General features: G+C 41.8%; 14 protein-coding genes. 4 read left to right on the top strand and 10 right to left on the bottom strand.

The window, feature by feature from the left end; translation table 11 throughout:
* Positions 1-36: 36 nt before the first annotated feature.
* From BSO02S_RS15610 to BSO02S_RS15585, 6 genes are all read right to left on the bottom strand, one after another.
* Positions 37-822: a 3-hydroxybutyrate dehydrogenase gene (locus BSO02S_RS15610; RefSeq protein ID WP_066069168.1), complete on the bottom strand. Its 786-nt coding sequence runs from the start codon at positions 820-822 to the stop codon at positions 37-39.
* Positions 823-878: 56 nt separating this feature from the next.
* Positions 879-2,318, bottom strand: coding sequence for a GntP family permease (locus BSO02S_RS15605; protein ID WP_066069166.1), 1,440 nt, complete (start codon positions 2,316-2,318; stop codon positions 879-881).
* Positions 2,319-2,636: 318 nt separating this feature from the next.
* Positions 2,637-3,821, bottom strand: coding sequence for an acetyl-CoA C-acetyltransferase (locus BSO02S_RS15600; protein WP_066069161.1), 1,185 nt, complete (start codon positions 3,819-3,821; stop codon positions 2,637-2,639).
* Positions 3,822-3,988: 167 nt separating this feature from the next.
* Positions 3,989-4,639 carry a 3-oxoacid CoA-transferase subunit B gene (locus BSO02S_RS15595; RefSeq protein ID WP_280523554.1) on the bottom strand — a complete coding sequence of 217 codons (651 nt, stop codon included), beginning with the start codon at positions 4,637-4,639 and terminating at the stop codon, positions 3,989-3,991.
* 2 nt (positions 4,640-4,641) lie between these two features.
* Positions 4,642-5,298 (bottom strand): acetate CoA-transferase subunit alpha, encoded by a 657-nt coding sequence (gene atoD / locus BSO02S_RS15590; protein ID WP_268876010.1) that lies wholly within the window; start codon positions 5,296-5,298, stop codon positions 4,642-4,644.
* A 175-nt stretch (positions 5,299-5,473) separates the two neighbouring features.
* Entirely contained in the window at positions 5,474-7,102 is a 1,629-nt protein-coding gene (locus tag BSO02S_RS15585; RefSeq protein WP_235846926.1) for an ATP-binding protein, read from the bottom strand.
* 266 nt (positions 7,103-7,368) lie between these two features.
* Here BSO02S_RS15585 and BSO02S_RS15580 point away from each other — a divergent pair, with 266 nt between their 5' ends.
* Positions 7,369-8,679, top strand: a complete 1,311-nt coding sequence (locus tag BSO02S_RS15580) for a phytoene desaturase family protein (RefSeq protein WP_066069153.1) — start codon at positions 7,369-7,371, stop codon at positions 8,677-8,679.
* Positions 8,645-9,508: an RNA polymerase sigma-70 factor gene (locus tag BSO02S_RS15575; protein WP_066069150.1), complete on the top strand. Its 864-nt coding sequence runs from the start codon at positions 8,645-8,647 to the stop codon at positions 9,506-9,508. Before BSO02S_RS15580 ends, BSO02S_RS15575 begins: the two co-directional genes overlap by 35 nt.
* A 93-nt stretch (positions 9,509-9,601) precedes the next feature.
* Here BSO02S_RS15575 and BSO02S_RS15570 read toward each other — a convergent pair whose 3' ends face one another.
* Positions 9,602-10,870: an MFS transporter gene (locus tag BSO02S_RS15570; RefSeq protein WP_066069147.1), complete on the bottom strand. Its 1,269-nt coding sequence runs from the start codon at positions 10,868-10,870 to the stop codon at positions 9,602-9,604.
* Between the two features lie 206 nt (positions 10,871-11,076).
* Between BSO02S_RS15570 and BSO02S_RS15565 the strand changes: the two genes are divergently transcribed.
* Both BSO02S_RS15565 and BSO02S_RS15560 read left to right on the top strand, forming a co-directional pair.
* Positions 11,077-11,391, top strand: coding sequence for a winged helix-turn-helix transcriptional regulator (locus tag BSO02S_RS15565; protein ID WP_066069145.1), 315 nt, complete (start codon positions 11,077-11,079; stop codon positions 11,389-11,391).
* A gap of 18 nt (positions 11,392-11,409) precedes the next feature.
* A complete protein-coding gene (locus tag BSO02S_RS15560) occupies positions 11,410-12,330 on the top strand; it encodes a DsbA family protein (protein ID WP_066069142.1) in 921 nt (306 codons plus the stop codon).
* 144 nt (positions 12,331-12,474) lie between these two features.
* Here BSO02S_RS15560 and BSO02S_RS15555 read toward each other — a convergent pair whose 3' ends face one another.
* The 3 genes from BSO02S_RS15555 to mglC form a co-directional block, all read right to left on the bottom strand.
* On the bottom strand, positions 12,475-13,935 hold the full coding sequence (locus BSO02S_RS15555) for a PstS family phosphate ABC transporter substrate-binding protein (protein ID WP_066069140.1): 1,461 nt from the start codon (positions 13,933-13,935) through the stop codon (positions 12,475-12,477).
* A 160-nt stretch (positions 13,936-14,095) separates the two neighbouring features.
* The gene (locus BSO02S_RS15550) at positions 14,096-15,328 is read right to left on the bottom strand and encodes a Zn-dependent hydrolase (protein WP_066069138.1); all 1,233 of its coding nucleotides are present in this window, start codon (positions 15,326-15,328) and stop codon (positions 14,096-14,098) included.
* 406 nt (positions 15,329-15,734) lie between these two features.
* Positions 15,735-16,757: a galactose/methyl galactoside ABC transporter permease MglC gene (gene mglC, locus BSO02S_RS15545; RefSeq protein WP_066069135.1), complete on the bottom strand. Its 1,023-nt coding sequence runs from the start codon at positions 16,755-16,757 to the stop codon at positions 15,735-15,737.
* Positions 16,758-16,761: the final 4 nt, after the last annotated feature.

Genomic DNA, 16,761 nt, shown 5'->3' with positions numbered 1-16,761 from the left:
ATTCGAACGAACCGAATAGGACTCTCTCGCCATAAATTATTGAACTGTGTAGCCACCATCTAGAATAACAGCCTGGCCTGTAACCCCTCTTGCTTTATCACTAGCTAAAAAGACGGCATAATCGGCTATTTCAGTTACTGATAACAGCCTTTTTTGCGGAACAAGCGGGAAGAATACTTCCTCAACGACATTTTCCACACTGACATTCCTTGTTTTGGCCAAGTCTTTCAGCTGATTTTGAACGAGTGGAGTATCCACATATCCCGGACACAAGGCATTTACTGTAATTCCGTGGGCAGCACCTTCCAATGCCGCTACCTTTGTTAATCCGATGACACCATGCTTTGCACTATTATAGGCAGCTTTTCCGGCGAAACCAATAACTCCGTTGATGGAAGCCATATTGATTACTCTTCCGAATCCCTGTTCCTTCATGAGTGGGAATACGTTTTTGATTCCGATAAACGGTGCCGTTAACATTACTTTTACGAGTAATTCAAATTTTTCAGTCGGAAATTCTTCAATTGGTGCCACATACTGCAGTCCTGCATTATTTACTAAAATATCCACTCTTCCAAACGTTTTATACGCATGCAAAAGGCTATTTTTATAGGCTTCCTCATTGGTTACATCACAAGGAGCGGATAGTGCCACAAAACCTTGCCCGTTTAATTCCGCGGCTACTTGATCGCTTTTTTCCTTATTCATATCTGATATAACCACTTTTGCGCCTTCCTTTGCAAAAGTCTTCGCAATTTCCAATCCAATACCACTTGCAGACCCTGTAATAAAGGCTATTTTTCCTTCCAAGGACTTGTTCATACTAACTCTCTCCTTTAATGACTAAGACAATATACAAATCTTAACGTGCAGCGTTTTTATACAATACCAAATAATGTGTAAAGACCGATGATGAAAAATACGGCTACTGTTTTAATGACCGTAACAGCGAAAATGTCGCGGTACGATTGCTTGTGTGTTAATCCTGTAACAGCAAGCAAGGTAATAACGGCTCCATTATGGGGAAGCGTATCCATACCGCCTGATGCCATGGCAACGACACGGTGCATTACTTCTGGTGGAATATTAGCTGCGGCAATCGCCTGATTGTATTTATCAGCCATCGCACCTAGCGCAATTCCCATTCCTCCAGACGCAGATCCTGTAATCCCGGCCAGTGAACTGGTGGTTACCGCGCCGTTAACAAGTGGATTCGTAAAGGTACTTGAGATGCCATCACTGATTTTTGCAAATCCCGGCAGTGAGGAAATAATCCCGCCAAAACCGTACTCAGCCCCAGTATTCATCGTTGCAAGCAATGCTCCAGCAATACTTAGATTTAGTCCTTCTTTAAAATTAAGGGTTACGCGTTTCCAATCAAAGGCAAGTGACGTGAGGATTCCGACGACTAGTGCCATTTCAATCGCCCAGATGGCCGCAACAGCCGGAACATCGACCGCATACGCCTTTAATCCAATCGCGGAAAAATCAAATCCATTCGGATACCATTTTGGGATGTAGGTAATGAAAAGTTTATTAGAAACCCCTACGAGAATAAGAGGCACAAAGGCCAAAATCTGTTTTAAAACAGTTTGACTTGAAGTGACATCGGCGACAGCTACTTCCTTTTCATCGGCTATTGTCTTTTCCAACACAGCCGCATTTTCTGAACCGAATCCGTAATAACCTTCCCCTGCTTTTGCAGCCTTTTTCCTTCTCGTCTCTAGGTAAAGCAAACCAAGTCCTAAGACAAAAATAGCTCCGATAATTCCAAGTGTTGGCGCCGCATAAATATCTGTTTTAAAGAAAGCGATTGGAATAACGTTTTGAATTTGCGGTGTACCTGGCAGGGCATCCATCGTGAACGTAAACGCCCCAAGCGCGATTGTACCTGGAATAAGTCGTTTCGGGATATTTGCTTCCCTAAACATTTGAGCGGCGAATGGATATATAGCAAAAACAGCTACGAATAAACTTACTCCGCTATAGGTTAAGATTGCGCCCAATAAAACAATGGTTAACATCGCCCGTTTCGCACCAAGCAGGCGAACAATGGTCTTGGCAATCGATTCGGCAATCCCTGACATTTCGACTACCTTCCCGAAGATAGCTCCTAATAAGAAGACAGGGAAATATGATTTAATAAACCCAACCATTTTTTCCATAAATACGCCGGAAAAGAACGGTAAAACGTGGCTTGGATCGATGAGTAAAACAGCTAAGAGTGCACAGATAGGCGCAAATAAGATAACAGAAAAACCACGGTAGGCGACAAACATTAACAGTCCAAGTGCAAGAAGAATAACAATTAATTGCATTTAAATCCCCCTTTGATATTTTTTGTAAGCTTTGCAATGCTCTTTATAGGTAAGCGTTTGCAAAATAGAACTCACCTTTATTTAAATGCAAGTTTTATGCCAAAACTATTACTCTTTAAAAAATTTTAATATTCTTTTAATTCTACAAGTGTGAAGAGTATGTCTAAGTTTCCAAATATATTTTAATTCAAAACAAGTGCGTAACTTTGGGCTTGGTTTTCCGAAAGTCCGGAAAATATTAGGTACTTCATTCCGTAAAAATGGAATTTTCCACTTTTACGGAATGGTTTTTATCTTAAATAGGGTTGAGGAATCCCATTACTTTTCCATTTCAACGATTGTTGCAATCCCTTGTCCGCCGCCGATACATAGGGCAGCTAGTCCATAACGGGAATCCCTGCGTTTCATTTCATGTAGCAAGGTGACCAGCACACGTGCACCGCTGGCACCAATCGGGTGACCTAATGCGATAGCGCCGCCATTAACATTGAGTTTTTCATTTGGAATCTGCAGTTCACGCCCGACTGCAAGAGACTGCGCTGCAAATGCTTCGTTTGCCTCGACAAGATCGATATCCTCCATTGTTAGTCCGGTTTTTTTAAGTGCCTTTTTCGTTGCTGGAACTGGCCCAACACCCATAATTTTCGGATCAACTCCCGCTGTTCCATTACCGCGGATGACTGCAATTGGTTCGATGCCCAGCTCAATTGCTTTTTCCCTGCTCATAAAAACTAAGGCAGCCGCACCATCATTGATTCCTGAAGCATTTCCTGCTGTAACTGTTCCTTCTTTCTTAAATGCTGGCTTTAGATTTCCAAGCTTTTCTGCCGTTACTCCGGCGCGCGGAAATTCATCTGTTTCAAAAACAATTGGTTCACCCTTTCGCTGTGGAATCACCACAGGAACAATCTCTTCGTTGAATTTCCCTTCTTCAATTGCTCTTTCCGTCTTTTGCTGGCTCCAGGCAGAGAATTGATCTTGTTCTTCCCGGGTTAATTCGTACTGCTCAGCAATGTTTTCCGCCGTAACACCCATGTGATAGGAATTTATGGCGCATTGTAGACCATCCTCGATCATACTATCAATAATTTTCCCATCCCCCATCCGGTACCCTGTCCGACCTTTCGGGAGTAGGTATGGTGCTAAACTCATATTTTCCATACCGCCAGCTACTACAATCTCAGCCTCGCCTGTTTGAATTGCCTGCGTTGCGAGATGGACTGCCTTTAAGCCAGATCCGCAGAGTTTGTTAATTGCCATGGATGAAACTTCAATGGGCAAACCAGCTTTGATTGAAGCCTGACGGGCAGTGCCTTGACCAAGACCAGCCTGAAGAACGTTTCCCATTATGACCTCATCCACTTGTTCTCCTCTGACACCCGCCCGGTTTAAAGCCTCCTTGATGACGAGCGCACCTAACTCAGGGGCCGGGATATTACTCAAGCTTCCCATGAAACTACCAATTGCTGTACGAACAGCGCTTACAATCACAACATCATGCATACATTTGTCCTCCTGTACTTTTTATGATGGGTTTATCTATGAAAGTTGACTTTTATCCCACAAATTTGCTGCTCATTTTAGAACTTTGTAAGTTTATCAGCGAATTTGTAATGTTTATCGGCGAATTCAGCCTGTTTATCAGTGAATCAATCATGGATGTTCTTCCGTTATTTTATTGAAGGATTTATTTTAAATACTGCCTCTGTTTTTTCCTTAACAGTCTCAAGGTCGACACCTTCTTGTAGTTCTTCAATAATCAATCCTTCTTCGGTCACACGAAAAACAGCTAATTCCGTTACAATCATGTCGACAACGCCTTTTCCAGTCAGGGGTAAACGGCATTGTTGGAGTATTTTTGATGATCCACTTTTCGCCATATGCTCCATCGCTACAATTACTTTCTTTGCCCCTGTTACCAAATCCATTGCCCCACCCATGCCTGGAACCATTTTTCCGGGAACCATCCAGTTCGCAAGGTTACCGTGCACGTCTACTTCCAGGCCGCCGAGCACAGTCACGTCCACATGTCCTCCGCGAATCAATTCGAATGAGAAAAGACTGTCAAAGAAAGCACCGCCACGAATAATCCCTGCTGGCTGGCCGCCTGCGTTGACCAAATCGGGATCAATGTCACCATCTAAAGGTCCAAGGCCGATGTAGCCATTTTCAGATTGAAGAATGACGTTGACGTCCGCAGGCAGGAAGTTTGGCACCATCGTTGGAAGCCCGATTCCAAGGTTTACTACATCGCCGTCCTTCAATTCCTTTGCAACCCGGGCGGCGATAATTTGTTTCGGATTTATTAGTGTATTGATCATTATTAACAACCTCCCTGAACGAAAATTTTATCAACCAGGATTCCCGGCGTCATTACCTCATCCGGATCAATTTCCCCGATTTCTACAATCTTTTCTACCTGAACAATGACAGTGTCAGCTGCCAATGCCATTAATGGGTTAAAATTACGTGCAGAACGATGATAGATTAAATTTCCGGCTTTATCAGCTTTATATGCTTTAAGAAGGGCAACTTCGGCACGAAGCGGTTTTTCAAGCAAATACTCACGTCCATCGACGGTAATTTTTTCTTTGCCCTCCTCAACAACGGTTCCCACACCCGTTGGAGTTAGTACACCGCCAAGGCCCGACCCTCCAGCACGAACACGTTCTGCAAGTGTCCCTTGGGGAACCAGTTCCACATCCAATTCACCAGCAATCATTTGCTTTCCTGTTTCCGGGTTCGTTCCGATATGGGAAGCAATGACCTTCTTAACACGTCTATTTACAATTAAGGGACCTACGCCAGTTCCCGTGAAGGCGGTATCATTTGCAATTAGTGTTATATCCTTCACCCCTGATTCAAGCATCGCAGTCACAAGCTCTTGTGGTGTACCTACCCCCATAAATCCACCTGCCATAATAGTCATTCCATCAGTCAGAATTGAAGAAATTTCCTCCATTGAAGTAATTTTATTCACTTAAATGCACCTCCTGAAATAGTTAAGTGGAACCTTAAAATCCCGTATAGCTATTTATTATGCAAGAATTGCGCCAACAAAAAAGGATTAAAAAAGGTGTCAGGCACCACTCGTGGACATTTGTCCACGGGTGGTGCCTGACACCGAAATGGCGAATAAATAACAGCCAAAACACCTAACTTGCCAATGGTAATTTTATCTCGACCAGTGTTCCATCTTTGCTTTTGCTTTTGTATGTAATACTGCCATGGTGTTGTTTAATAATTTTATTGCAGATCATCAAACCGAGCCCAGTCCCTTTTTCTTTTAAACTATAAAAGGGCTCACCTAAACGGGGAAGTAGTTCTTCAGGAATTCCACAGCCTTGATCTTGAACAGAAATGATACATTCATCATCTATCCCTTTTCGCAGGTTAATTTGAATCTCCCCGCCATCCTCCATAGCCTCGATTGCATTCTTAAGAATATTAAGGAAGACTTGTTTTAATTGATTTTTCTCACATGTAATAAAGAAGGGGGATTCCTCCACACTCAAATTAAACTGAATATCGTTCATAAGCGCCTGAGGGGAAAGAAGCTCAAGCGTATTTTCAATGATTTCTCGTAAATTCGCCCGGTTCAGCTGCACAGCTTGAGGTTTTCCCAACGAGAGCAGCTCGCTTGTAATCATTTCAATCCGTTCTAATTCACTAAGCAGCAACTCATCAATCGAACTATTTTCCTTTTTATAAAGCTGCATAAAGCCTTTTAGGGTGGTAAGCGGATTGCGAATTTCATGTGCGACCCCTGCCGCTAATTCCCCGACAATTGATAGCTTCTCTGATTGTAAAAGAATTTCTTCTGCCTTTTTCCGCTCCGAGAGATCCCGGCTTATTATAACAATTTTTTCAATAGCACCTTTTTCTCCCCGTACAGGCATACACCGGGACTCAAATTCAATCCAGCCACCTTCTTTGTGATTCAAACGAAATTCCATCGATTGGGATTCTTTTTTTTCAAACATCGACTTTATTGAATTTTTAAACATATTCACATCATCTGGATGAATGAACTTATATACTTCAGCATTTTCCAGTTCAGTATACTGGAACCCTAAAACAAGGTGGTGGGAAGGAGAAAAGTAACTAATCGCATGCTCTTTATCAATCACCATTATAAGATCCGACGTATTCTCAGCAATGAGACGGTACTTAGTTTCGCTTTCTTCCACCATTTTGTACATGTCTAATAACCTAGTATTTAATCTATGCAGCTTCATATATGACTCAATTAGTAAAACCCCTATGAATGTTCCTAACATCACAAACAGTAGATACTGAAAATGAAAGAATGGTTTATCCCTAAAAACGTTGAAAATGAATGGCACAGAAATCACATAAATGACTGCCATAGTCCCAAATAGAATAATACTTTTTTTCACTGCCGAAAACTTTGAAATAAACACATGAAGGACTGAAAAAGTAATCATGATTGTTGCCCATCCGATAATGGCTGGGTACCAATGGCCGCTTGTTAACAGCCTTGTCAGCAAGGAAAATCCCCCGGCAATTAATCCTGGCACTGGTCCAAGATAGGCAAATGTCAGAATAACAGGGGCATACCGGATGTCGTAAGAATAATCATGCTGGTTGAATGATAGCATAACGAGGATTGAGGAAACTATTCCCGCATAAATGCCGACCCACAGGTGAATCCGTTTAAGTGGTTTTAGTTTAATAAACGAGCGGATGACTAATGGTGTGCTTACCATTAGTGAAAAAATTGCGAGATTCATAATGTAGTCTAAAAGGATCAATTGGTTCACACCCACGCTTAGTAGTTTTCATAATATTTCCTTTTATCATAAACCAGAGTTGGTACGATTACCATAGCCAATACATGCTTTTGTTTGGAAATTTGGTCCAGTCAAGGTAAGGTTATAAAAAAAGAAGTATCAGAGAGTGGAACTGCCCCTTGATAGTCCTCTAGTCTCATTTATGAACAAGTTTCTAAACTATTTATTTAAATCGTTGTCACATCTATTCACCCTTTTTCGTCTTGAGTTATGAAATAACCTAGGGAGGCTATCTTATGACTCAAAAATGGGATATTGTCATTATTGGTGGTGGATTAGCAGGATATGTTGCAGCTAATTATTTAACTAAAACCAATTCATCTATATTATTAGTGGAAAAAGGAAAAAATGTTGGTGGAAGGGCTCGAACAAACAAAATCCATCAACAGTATTTGAATTTAGGCCCGCATGCCCTTAATAAAAAAGGAAAAGCAAGGTCCATTCTCGAAGAATTAGGTATTAACCTGAATGGAAAATCACCCAAATTAGGCGGTATATTAATTGAAAACAATATCGAATATGCTGCTCCCTTTGCTCCTTTCGAACTTTTTACAACGAGTCTTTTGAATGGGAAAGAACGGATGGAGTGGGTCGCGGTTTTGTTCAAAGTAATGAGCATAGATCCTGAAAAGTTAGCAGAGCAAACATTCCAACAATGGGTTAAGCAAGCAGCCCACTCTAAAAAAGTGGAGTCATTACTATATATACTTGGCAGACTGGCAACCTATTGTCATGCTCCTGAAAAGGTGAGCGCTAAAGTAATGGTATCGAGTATGAAAAATGCGCTGGGTGGCGTACTTTATCTAGATGGCGGCTGGCAAACGATCATTGACCAGCTTCACAATAAAGCCATCCTCTCAAGTGTTCAGGTTCAATCGCATACTGTTGTTAAACAAATTGATTCCGCTCGGCAGGATGAATTTAAATTAGTTCTATCAAATAACGAAGAAATTCTTGCGAAGTATGTGATTTGTACAACTGGCCCGCACGAACTTAATGAAATGTTAGTCGAAAAGTATCAAGACAGCTTTTTTGCCCAAATAACGGCTATAAGAGGCTCAACATTAGATGTTGCTTTAACAGAGCTTCCTAACCCAAAGCGATTGTTCGCCATGGCCGTCAATGATCCTCTTTATTATTCCGTGCATTCAACCTATGCCCGCCTCTCTGATGATACAAAGAGTGCCATCCTTCATGTATTTAAATATCATCATCCAGATGACACACACGATGGAACAAGTGTTAAAAACGAGCTTGAACAATTTTTAGAAAAGCTGCAGCCAGGATGGCAGCAATATGTGATTACAAAACGTTTTATCCCTAACATTTCGGTGAACCAGCGCTTACCCCAAATAGGTGATGAGCAAAAGCTGCAGCGTTCTAAAACAGAAATTCCGGGATTATATATAGCAGGAGACTGGGCTTCCTCTGACTCCATTTTGGCAGATGGAGCAGTCAGCAGTGGAAAACAAGCAGCTGAAGAACTCATTTTAATCGAAAAGAGGAAAAATGGTGCAGATTACGAAAGAAGATTACCTGCTTTTTAAACCATTGTTGTTTTCACTAGGATATCGGATGTTAGGTTCAGTAGGGGAAACAGAGGATTTGGTCCAAGAAACGTTTCTAAAAGCTTACCAAATTAGTGAGGAGAATATAGAGAATAAGAAAGCCTATCTCTGTAAAATGATGACGAACCTCTGCCTTGATGTATTTAAGTCTGCACGGTACAGACGGGAAAAATATGTGGGACCATGGAACCCTGAGCCGCTATTACTAGAAAAATTGCATGCCTTGGATCCATCTGAAATGATAATCCAAAAGGAAGGATTGAGTATTGCCTATTTACGAATGATGGAGCATTTGGCACCAGCTGAACGAGCAGTCCTCCTTTTAAGAGAGGTATTTGATTTCCCATACTCAGAGATTGCTAACATTATTGAAAAGAAAGAAGAAAACTGTAGGAAAATTTTTAGCAGGGCTAAGCAAAAGATTTCGCTTGTCGAAGGTGAGAGCTTAAGCTTTGAGGAAAATAAGTCAATGATTAATCGCTTTATTGTAGCGTTTCAAATGCAAAATACGAACGCCTTATTAGAACTACTATCTGAAAATGTCACACTATTTTCTGATGGCGGCGGAAAAGTCACGGCTGCTGTACGTCCAGTCGTATCCATAGCCAACGTTTTAGCCTTATTATACGGAGTCGTAAAAAAGACCCCTAAAGATTCTTATTTCGAAGTGAAGAATGTCAATGGTCAACCAGCAATCGCGATATACATGAATGGCAAGATTCAAAGTATCCTTAGTTTTTTAATTAGTCATGAAAAAATAAACGAAATGTATCTAACAATGAATCCTGATAAATTACCTATTCATTAAAAAGACCAAACTGTCCCTAAAGGCAATTAATGATACCCTTTAGGGACAACCTCATTTACTTATGGTACGGTTCACCGCACTCCCCTTTAAAAACTAAGCCATTAATTCACCTGGCTGCTTTGTTTCCTGCCGCTGTTCCTTAATCAGAATGCCTCCAATTAAACCTATCATCGAGAAGATGACCGGAATAATAAAACCATAGTGGTAGCCCACGCTAGCTGAAGACGTAAGGAAATGGTCCAATACCTTTCCAAAAATGATTGGCAATAGGACTGCGCTTAAAAAACCGCCTGTATTCGCAAATCCCGAGACCACACCAACCTCTTTCATCGCAAACGATTGACGAACGACCACAAAAGTTAGGGCACTGGCACCATTTCCATAACCCATGATTAAAAAAAGAATAACGAGTAAAAAGTACGGCGGCTTTCCGCTAAATATGAAAAAGGCGATCCAACTTAAAAAAACAATGATGTGTACCACAATATAGGGCCGTTTGATTGAATCTAGACGACCCGATATCCAACTGGTCAGCGGTGCACCAATGAGTGCCCCAATAAGCCCAATCATAATGAGTTGGCTTGCATCCGAACGGGTCAATCCATAGACATGCATCCCATACGGAACAGCCCATGAACCAATAAAGCCGACATATGTTCCAACAAGGCCAAAATGACAGAAGAATGTCGCCCATGCTTGACGTTCGGAAAATATCCGCCGCAACATGACTAAGGTCTTTTCCCGTTTTTTCTTCGGTTTAACCTTCACTGATTGTTCCTTAAATAGGTGTTTTGGTTTTTTCACAAGAACAAAATAAAGAAGCAATCCACAAAAACATAAGATAATTCCTGTTATAAAAAACGGCGGCCTCCAGCCCGATATGGCAATCAATAAGGAAAATGGAACGGTCGCCACTAAGAACCCAAGACTTCCGGCCATTCCTGCCAGACCTAGCAATCCAACAAATTCCTTTACTTTAAACCATTGGCTTAAAATCAACACCAAATTGACCCAAATGGCCGCATCCCCCATTCCCACCATCAATCTGGCAAGTAGGAGTACAAATTCATTCGGTGCAAAACTATATATTAGCGTACCAAAACCAGTAAGTACCGCCCCGGCAATTAGAAAAAGGTTGGGGCCAAACCGGTCAGACAAGATTCCAATCGGAATTTGCAAACCAGCGTATGCCAAAAATTGAATACTTGCCAGCAATCCAATCGTTGATGCAGAAACATGGAAATCCTTCATCAATTGATCTGAAATTAATCCTGGTGCTGTTCTTTGACTGACAATTACTAAATACGTAAATAATACGGTCGTAAAAACAACCCATCGATACCTGCTATTTTGTTTTTCCAATCGCCTCTACTCCCGATAACTTTTAGTTTTTTACCATTATACTCTATATTTTTTCAAAAATGGCTTTATCGATTCGTGGATGCGTTTTCATTACTTAGAAAGTTTTCCCTTTGTAAAAATATGATGATTTTTTTACCTAGTATACTATTTATACTTGATATATTTTTTATATCACTTATAATAAGTAATTAAGGTAGGTGTTGACGATGGAAATTTGCCCGTATTTACAATACTCATTTGAAATATTAGGTAAAAAGTGGAATGGATTAATCATCCATTATCTTTCGCTCTGTCCGGATGGGATGGCCCATTTTTCTGAAATAAAACGGGACCTTCCGGATATTACGCCAAGAGCCCTGTCATTAAAACTTTCGGAGCTCGGCGAACACGGATTAATTGAAAAAAAAGTAACCACGGAACCTTCGGTAATTATTTCGTATGAATTAACGGAAAAGGGACGCACTTTGACATTGGCACTCGAACCAATTCAGCAATGGGCCCTAAAATATAAAAAACAATAATGAAATGAGGAGACTCACATGACAAACAACAAAATGATTTGTGACTTAGAAACCGGCGTATGTGGTGAAGTTGGAGAAGACGCAATGGAATTAATCGATTTAAACCAACCTCAAAAAAAGATTACTCTTTATTATGTAACGGACCCTATATGCTCTCACTGCTGGGCACTTGAACCAGTATTACGCCGTTTTGAAGCGCAGTATGGACAATATTTTCAATTCCATCCGGTGATGGGTGGATTGCTAAAGGATTGGAATGGCTTTGCTGACGTGGCCAATGGGATTGGCAGTCCATCGGATGTAGCCGGACATTGGAGAGAAGTTGGCGAGCATTCCCGTATGCCAATCGATGGTACATTATGGCTCGATAATCCTGTTCAGTCCTCCTATCCCCCTTCTCGAGTATTTAAAATCATTCAGCAGACGAATGAGCAACTGGCGTGGACCTTTCTACGCCGCGTACGAGAAGCTGTGTTTGCTTTCAATGAAAATATTGGGGATGAACAAGTATTAATTAACATCGTCAATCAACTAGGCCTTGATGGAGAACAAATCGTGAGGGAATCCGGCCTTTCAGACGGACATGAGCTCTTGGATCAAGATTTTGCCCTTGCAAGAAGTCTTGGTGTGCGCGGCTTCCCAACCATCATCATGGTAAACGCAGAGAATAAAGGCGTCAAAATCGTCGGCGCCCGTCCGCTGGAAAACTATGTATCGGGACTTGAACAAGTTCTGGGAGCAACAGGCGAAGTAAAAACACAGCCATTACCTCCACTTAATAAACTTCTTGAAAAAGAAGGCTTATTGTTCTCAAAAGAAATAGAAGTCATGTACGACCTCGAAACACCCGGAGCGAATGCATTTATACAGGATAATCTATCATCCGAAGAGTACGAACTCAAGGAAATCCTTGGTGAAGCATATATAGCCAAAAAATAATAAAAAGCCGTATCGATTTATAGTATCGGCAGGATCAACTAAAAAAAGCGAGAAGCACACAAAAGATGCTCCTCGCTTTTTCATATCAACCACCCAAAGTGTCCACCACACGCGGACAAATGTATTTCAATGGTGCCTGACACCTTACTCAACTGCTTTAATATATCCGATTTTTTCTACAATTTCCTGTCCTTGTGGGCCACGCATCCATTCTAGGAATGGTCGAATCGTCCGCTTGGGGTTGTTCTTCACCGTGATTGCATAAAGTGAAGCAGTGAAGGGATATTTACCGCTTGCAATATTTTCGGGACTTGGTGCAATTCCATTGATTGCAAGCAGTTTAATATCCGGATTCGCTTTCATTCCTGTTGCAAAGAAGCGGAATGAAAAGCCAATTGAATTGTCGTAGTTTCGGTAGTCAGCCACTTGTTCGATGATCCCTCCCATCCCTTCAGGAACATCTTCCTTCAATGGTTTCATAATCGGTGTTTCACCCATAATTTTCTCCAAAAGCGTTTGACTGCCTGAATTTTCCGGCCGCTGGAAGGCAATAATTCTTTTATTGTTCCCATGGAGCTCAGACCAGTTTTTTACTTTGCCAGAGTAGATGCCTTTAATCTCGGCAACTGTTAAGCTATCCACTTTATTTCTATGATTGACAAAGAAAACAAACGCTTCTTTTCCAATTGGCGTCATTACCAATTCTTTCCCCTGCTCCTTCGCCATTTCCCGCTGCTCCTTCGATGGCTCTGCCCCAAAGTAAATATCAACCTCCCCTGATAACAGGCGTTCATACGCATAAATGGTATTGGTAAAACTGACGACTTCCCTGCCTTCACCAGTAAACTTATTGATATTTTCATAGGCTGCATTGGCAAAGGCAGAATAAACTGGAAACGCTGCTTCTGCCCCGTCAAGAATCGGCATTTCACTCCGCTCCTTGATGGTAAAGGTTGACGCTGTTCCGAGTTTTGGCAGTTTATTATCAGGGTTAGCTACTTCATATGGCGTCAAGTCCGTACTAGAATAACCGCCCCCATATTCAAAGCCATAGGATGGCAAGACTGTTTTACTCCGCTGCCATTGAACAGCCGCACCTGTACCCATTGCCAGGATGAACACTGTCATAACAGACAGGAATTGCTTCTTATTGAAGGTAGGACGTGCAATTTTTAGTAACACGGTAAAAATAATTCCTACTACAAAGGAAAGCTCATAGGCTAACGGAGCCCAGAGATACAATCTTCCTTCTCCCATAAACGCCGCGAAAAAATAAATAGGTGCCAAAGCGAAATGAAAAATACAATAATACAACCATTCGTCCGCCCCATAAAACCCGCCAGTAATCAACATAAACACAGCCCAAATTACGGCTGTATATGCTAGCGGGAGATGGAACAGGATGAACCCCCCACTACAATGGTCCGTTTGCAACAGTCTTTTGCTAGCAAAAAAACCGACAAGACCCCCGCCTATGATTAAAGGAAGAAGCGAAGTGAGCATTAAATTATTTATTCCTGCCATCATAAGAACGATTGATAAAATGGAAATTCCCAGCGGCGCAATACCAAAATACAACAGCAATTTCAATAATTTTCTTCCCATTAAAGACACTCCCTCTAATATACTATTCTGCCAATATGACTTAGTGTAATTTTACACTTTTAGGATTCGGTTTACAATAGTACTTTTTTATTTAAACTGCCCCCTATCTCCAAAAACTAAAAAAGACCCTTCCGCTAAGCGAAAAGGCCTCCAATTCTATCTATTTTGATAACATCGTCAGGACTGTATCTAACAATACATTTACGCCTTTTTCACAATCTTCCCATGTGGTTAGCTCTTCCTCACAATGGCTTTTACCGTTTATACTTGGCACAAACAGCATCGCCGTCGGGACATAACTGGCAATGAACTGCGCATCATGTCCTGCGCCGCTGACCATTCGCTTATTGGAATACCCCAGCGACTGTGTAGATTGTTCTAATAGATTGCAAATTTCTGGGGCGAACCAAACAGTATCCCGATCCCATAATTTCGTCGTCTTGACTTCGCAGCCCTCATTAACCCCCAAATTGGGAAGTCCTTGGATGATATCTTTAACGGTATTGACGATTTCCATATCTTTGTGCCGTGCCTCCAGGGTAAAAACAACCCTGTTGGGAATAACGGTGTGGATACTCGGATACACGTTTAACCTGCCAATCGTAAATACCAATTCTTCATCTAAATCACTTAAGCGCTTGCGGATTTCGTTAATTAAATTATTGGTTGCAAACAGGGCATCTTTCCTCATATTCATCGGGGTTGTTCCAGCATGATCAGACTCCCCTGTTACCTCAATTTCATAGCAGGCCATCCCAACTACACATTCAACGACACCAATTGAGAGTGCCTCCTTTTCAAGGATCGGACCTTGTTCAATGTGCAATTCTAAAAGGGCTGAGGCCTCTTTTAAACGATTCTCTACATCTCCTTCATAGCCGCTCGCCGTTAGGGCTTCTCCAAAGGTAACTCCCTCTGAATCTATCTTTTTAAGCATGACTGATTTGTCAAATTTGCCTGAGAGCACACCTGATGCCATCATCGAAGGCTCAAATCTCGCCCCTTCTTCATTGGTGAAATTAACAATCGTAATTGGTAGTTGCGGTTTGATTTGATTTTCCACCAGGGTTCTAACCACTTCTAAACCAGCTACTACCCCTAAGACGCCATCAAAGCGGCCGCCCTTTTTTACCGTATCGAGATGGGAACCTATCAGAATTGGCGGTTTATCTTCGGTGCCTTCAAGGGTGGCATACATACAGCCCATATCATCCACCTTAACCGACAGCCCTAATTCCTCGCAGCAAGACTGGAAGTAGCCCCTTACGCGACGATCTTCTTCAGATAAAGACAAACGTGTGACCCCATTGTTTTCGGTCCGGCCAAAGTCAGCAAATTGTTCTAATGTCATCTTAAGCCTTTCCCCATTAATCAATAACTTTTGTCGCGGCATTAGTAAACACTCCCCTTTTAAAAAATGAGATACGTTTGTTTCCATTGTTTAATAAGTCTCATGGAGTAATAATGCGTAAATGATGTTTGCAAGGAACCTTAAACGGCCTTAAGTTTATTTCGTTGTCTCGTCATCCCGGGACCTAAGCAATCAATTTATGTAAATATTCAGTCAACAATTTAATTATACACCATAACAGATGACTGTCATTAGACAAAACATCAAATCTTCCCCCTAAATTGTTTTATAGTTTGTATGATTCGATCCAGCAGATTGGGGGAAGTTTGGGGAGGATTCAAAATAAAAAGGGTCAGTCCACCACACGCGGACAAATGTCCACGGGCGGTTCCTGACACCATTACTTTATCACCATTACCTTTACCAATACTATTCAATACCAATGCTATTATTTTTTCTTTGCATGTTTACGCATGTCGAAGGCTACGGCGACGACGATGATTAGGCCTTTAACGATGTATTGAATGTATGGGCTTACGCCAAGGAAGGCAAGTCCGTAGTTGATGATTTGGAAGATGAGAACCCCTGTGACAACGCCTGGTACGGTTCCAATCCCACCTGATAATGAGACCCCGCCGACGACGCAGGCAGCGATTGCATCAAGTTCGTACATGTTCCCTGTATTATTCGTCGCACTACCAACACGGCCAGCCTCCAGCGTACCGGAGAAACCGTATAAAAGACCGGCAATCATATAGATAAAAATTAGATTTCTAGCTACGTTAACACCGGAAACCTTTGCCGCTTCAGGGTTTCCGCCGATTGCGTACATGTTTTTACCAAGCTGTGTTTTATTCCATACGACCCAAATAATGGCTGTCGCTATAATCGCATAGATTACGAGATAAGGAATTTCATATTGACCAACGGGAATTCCACGTTGAGCGAAAGTGGTGAATTTTGAGCTTAGTCCGCCGATTGGCTGTGCCCCATAGGGCGGACGGTCAAAGTAAATCGAAGTCAGCCCGTACACCCCAATCATCATACCTAAAGTGGCAATGAATGGCGGCACGTGAAATTTCGAAACAATCACACCATTTAATGTGGCGACAAGACCTGTTGCGGCCATCGCAATTAAAATGGGAACAAATAGCGGTAATTCCGGAAGGTTTGGATACATTTTATAGGCGTAATCACCCGCTTGTAAAAGGGAAGCAGAGATGACGGCAGCTAGGCCAACCATTCGTCCAGCAGAAAGGTCCGTCCCTGCTGTAATCAAGATACCGGCAACCCCAAGGGCAATAATAATCCGTGATGATGATTGACTTAAAATATTTATTAGGTTGGTCATCGATAAAAAGTCTGGGGAAGCAATGACAATCCCAACGACCAGAAGTACTAAAACTACGTAGATAACATTATCAACAAGCCATTTTGATACATTGGATTTTTTTGAAGCCTGAGTATTCATTTAC

The sequence above is a fragment of the Neobacillus soli NBRC 102451 genome, from assembly GCF_001591665.1.
Classification (GTDB): domain Bacteria; phylum Bacillota; class Bacilli; order Bacillales; family Cytobacillaceae; genus Neobacillus; species Neobacillus soli.
The sequence above is the reverse complement of the archived record's forward strand: the minus strand, read 5'-3'. Positions and strand labels throughout refer to the sequence as shown.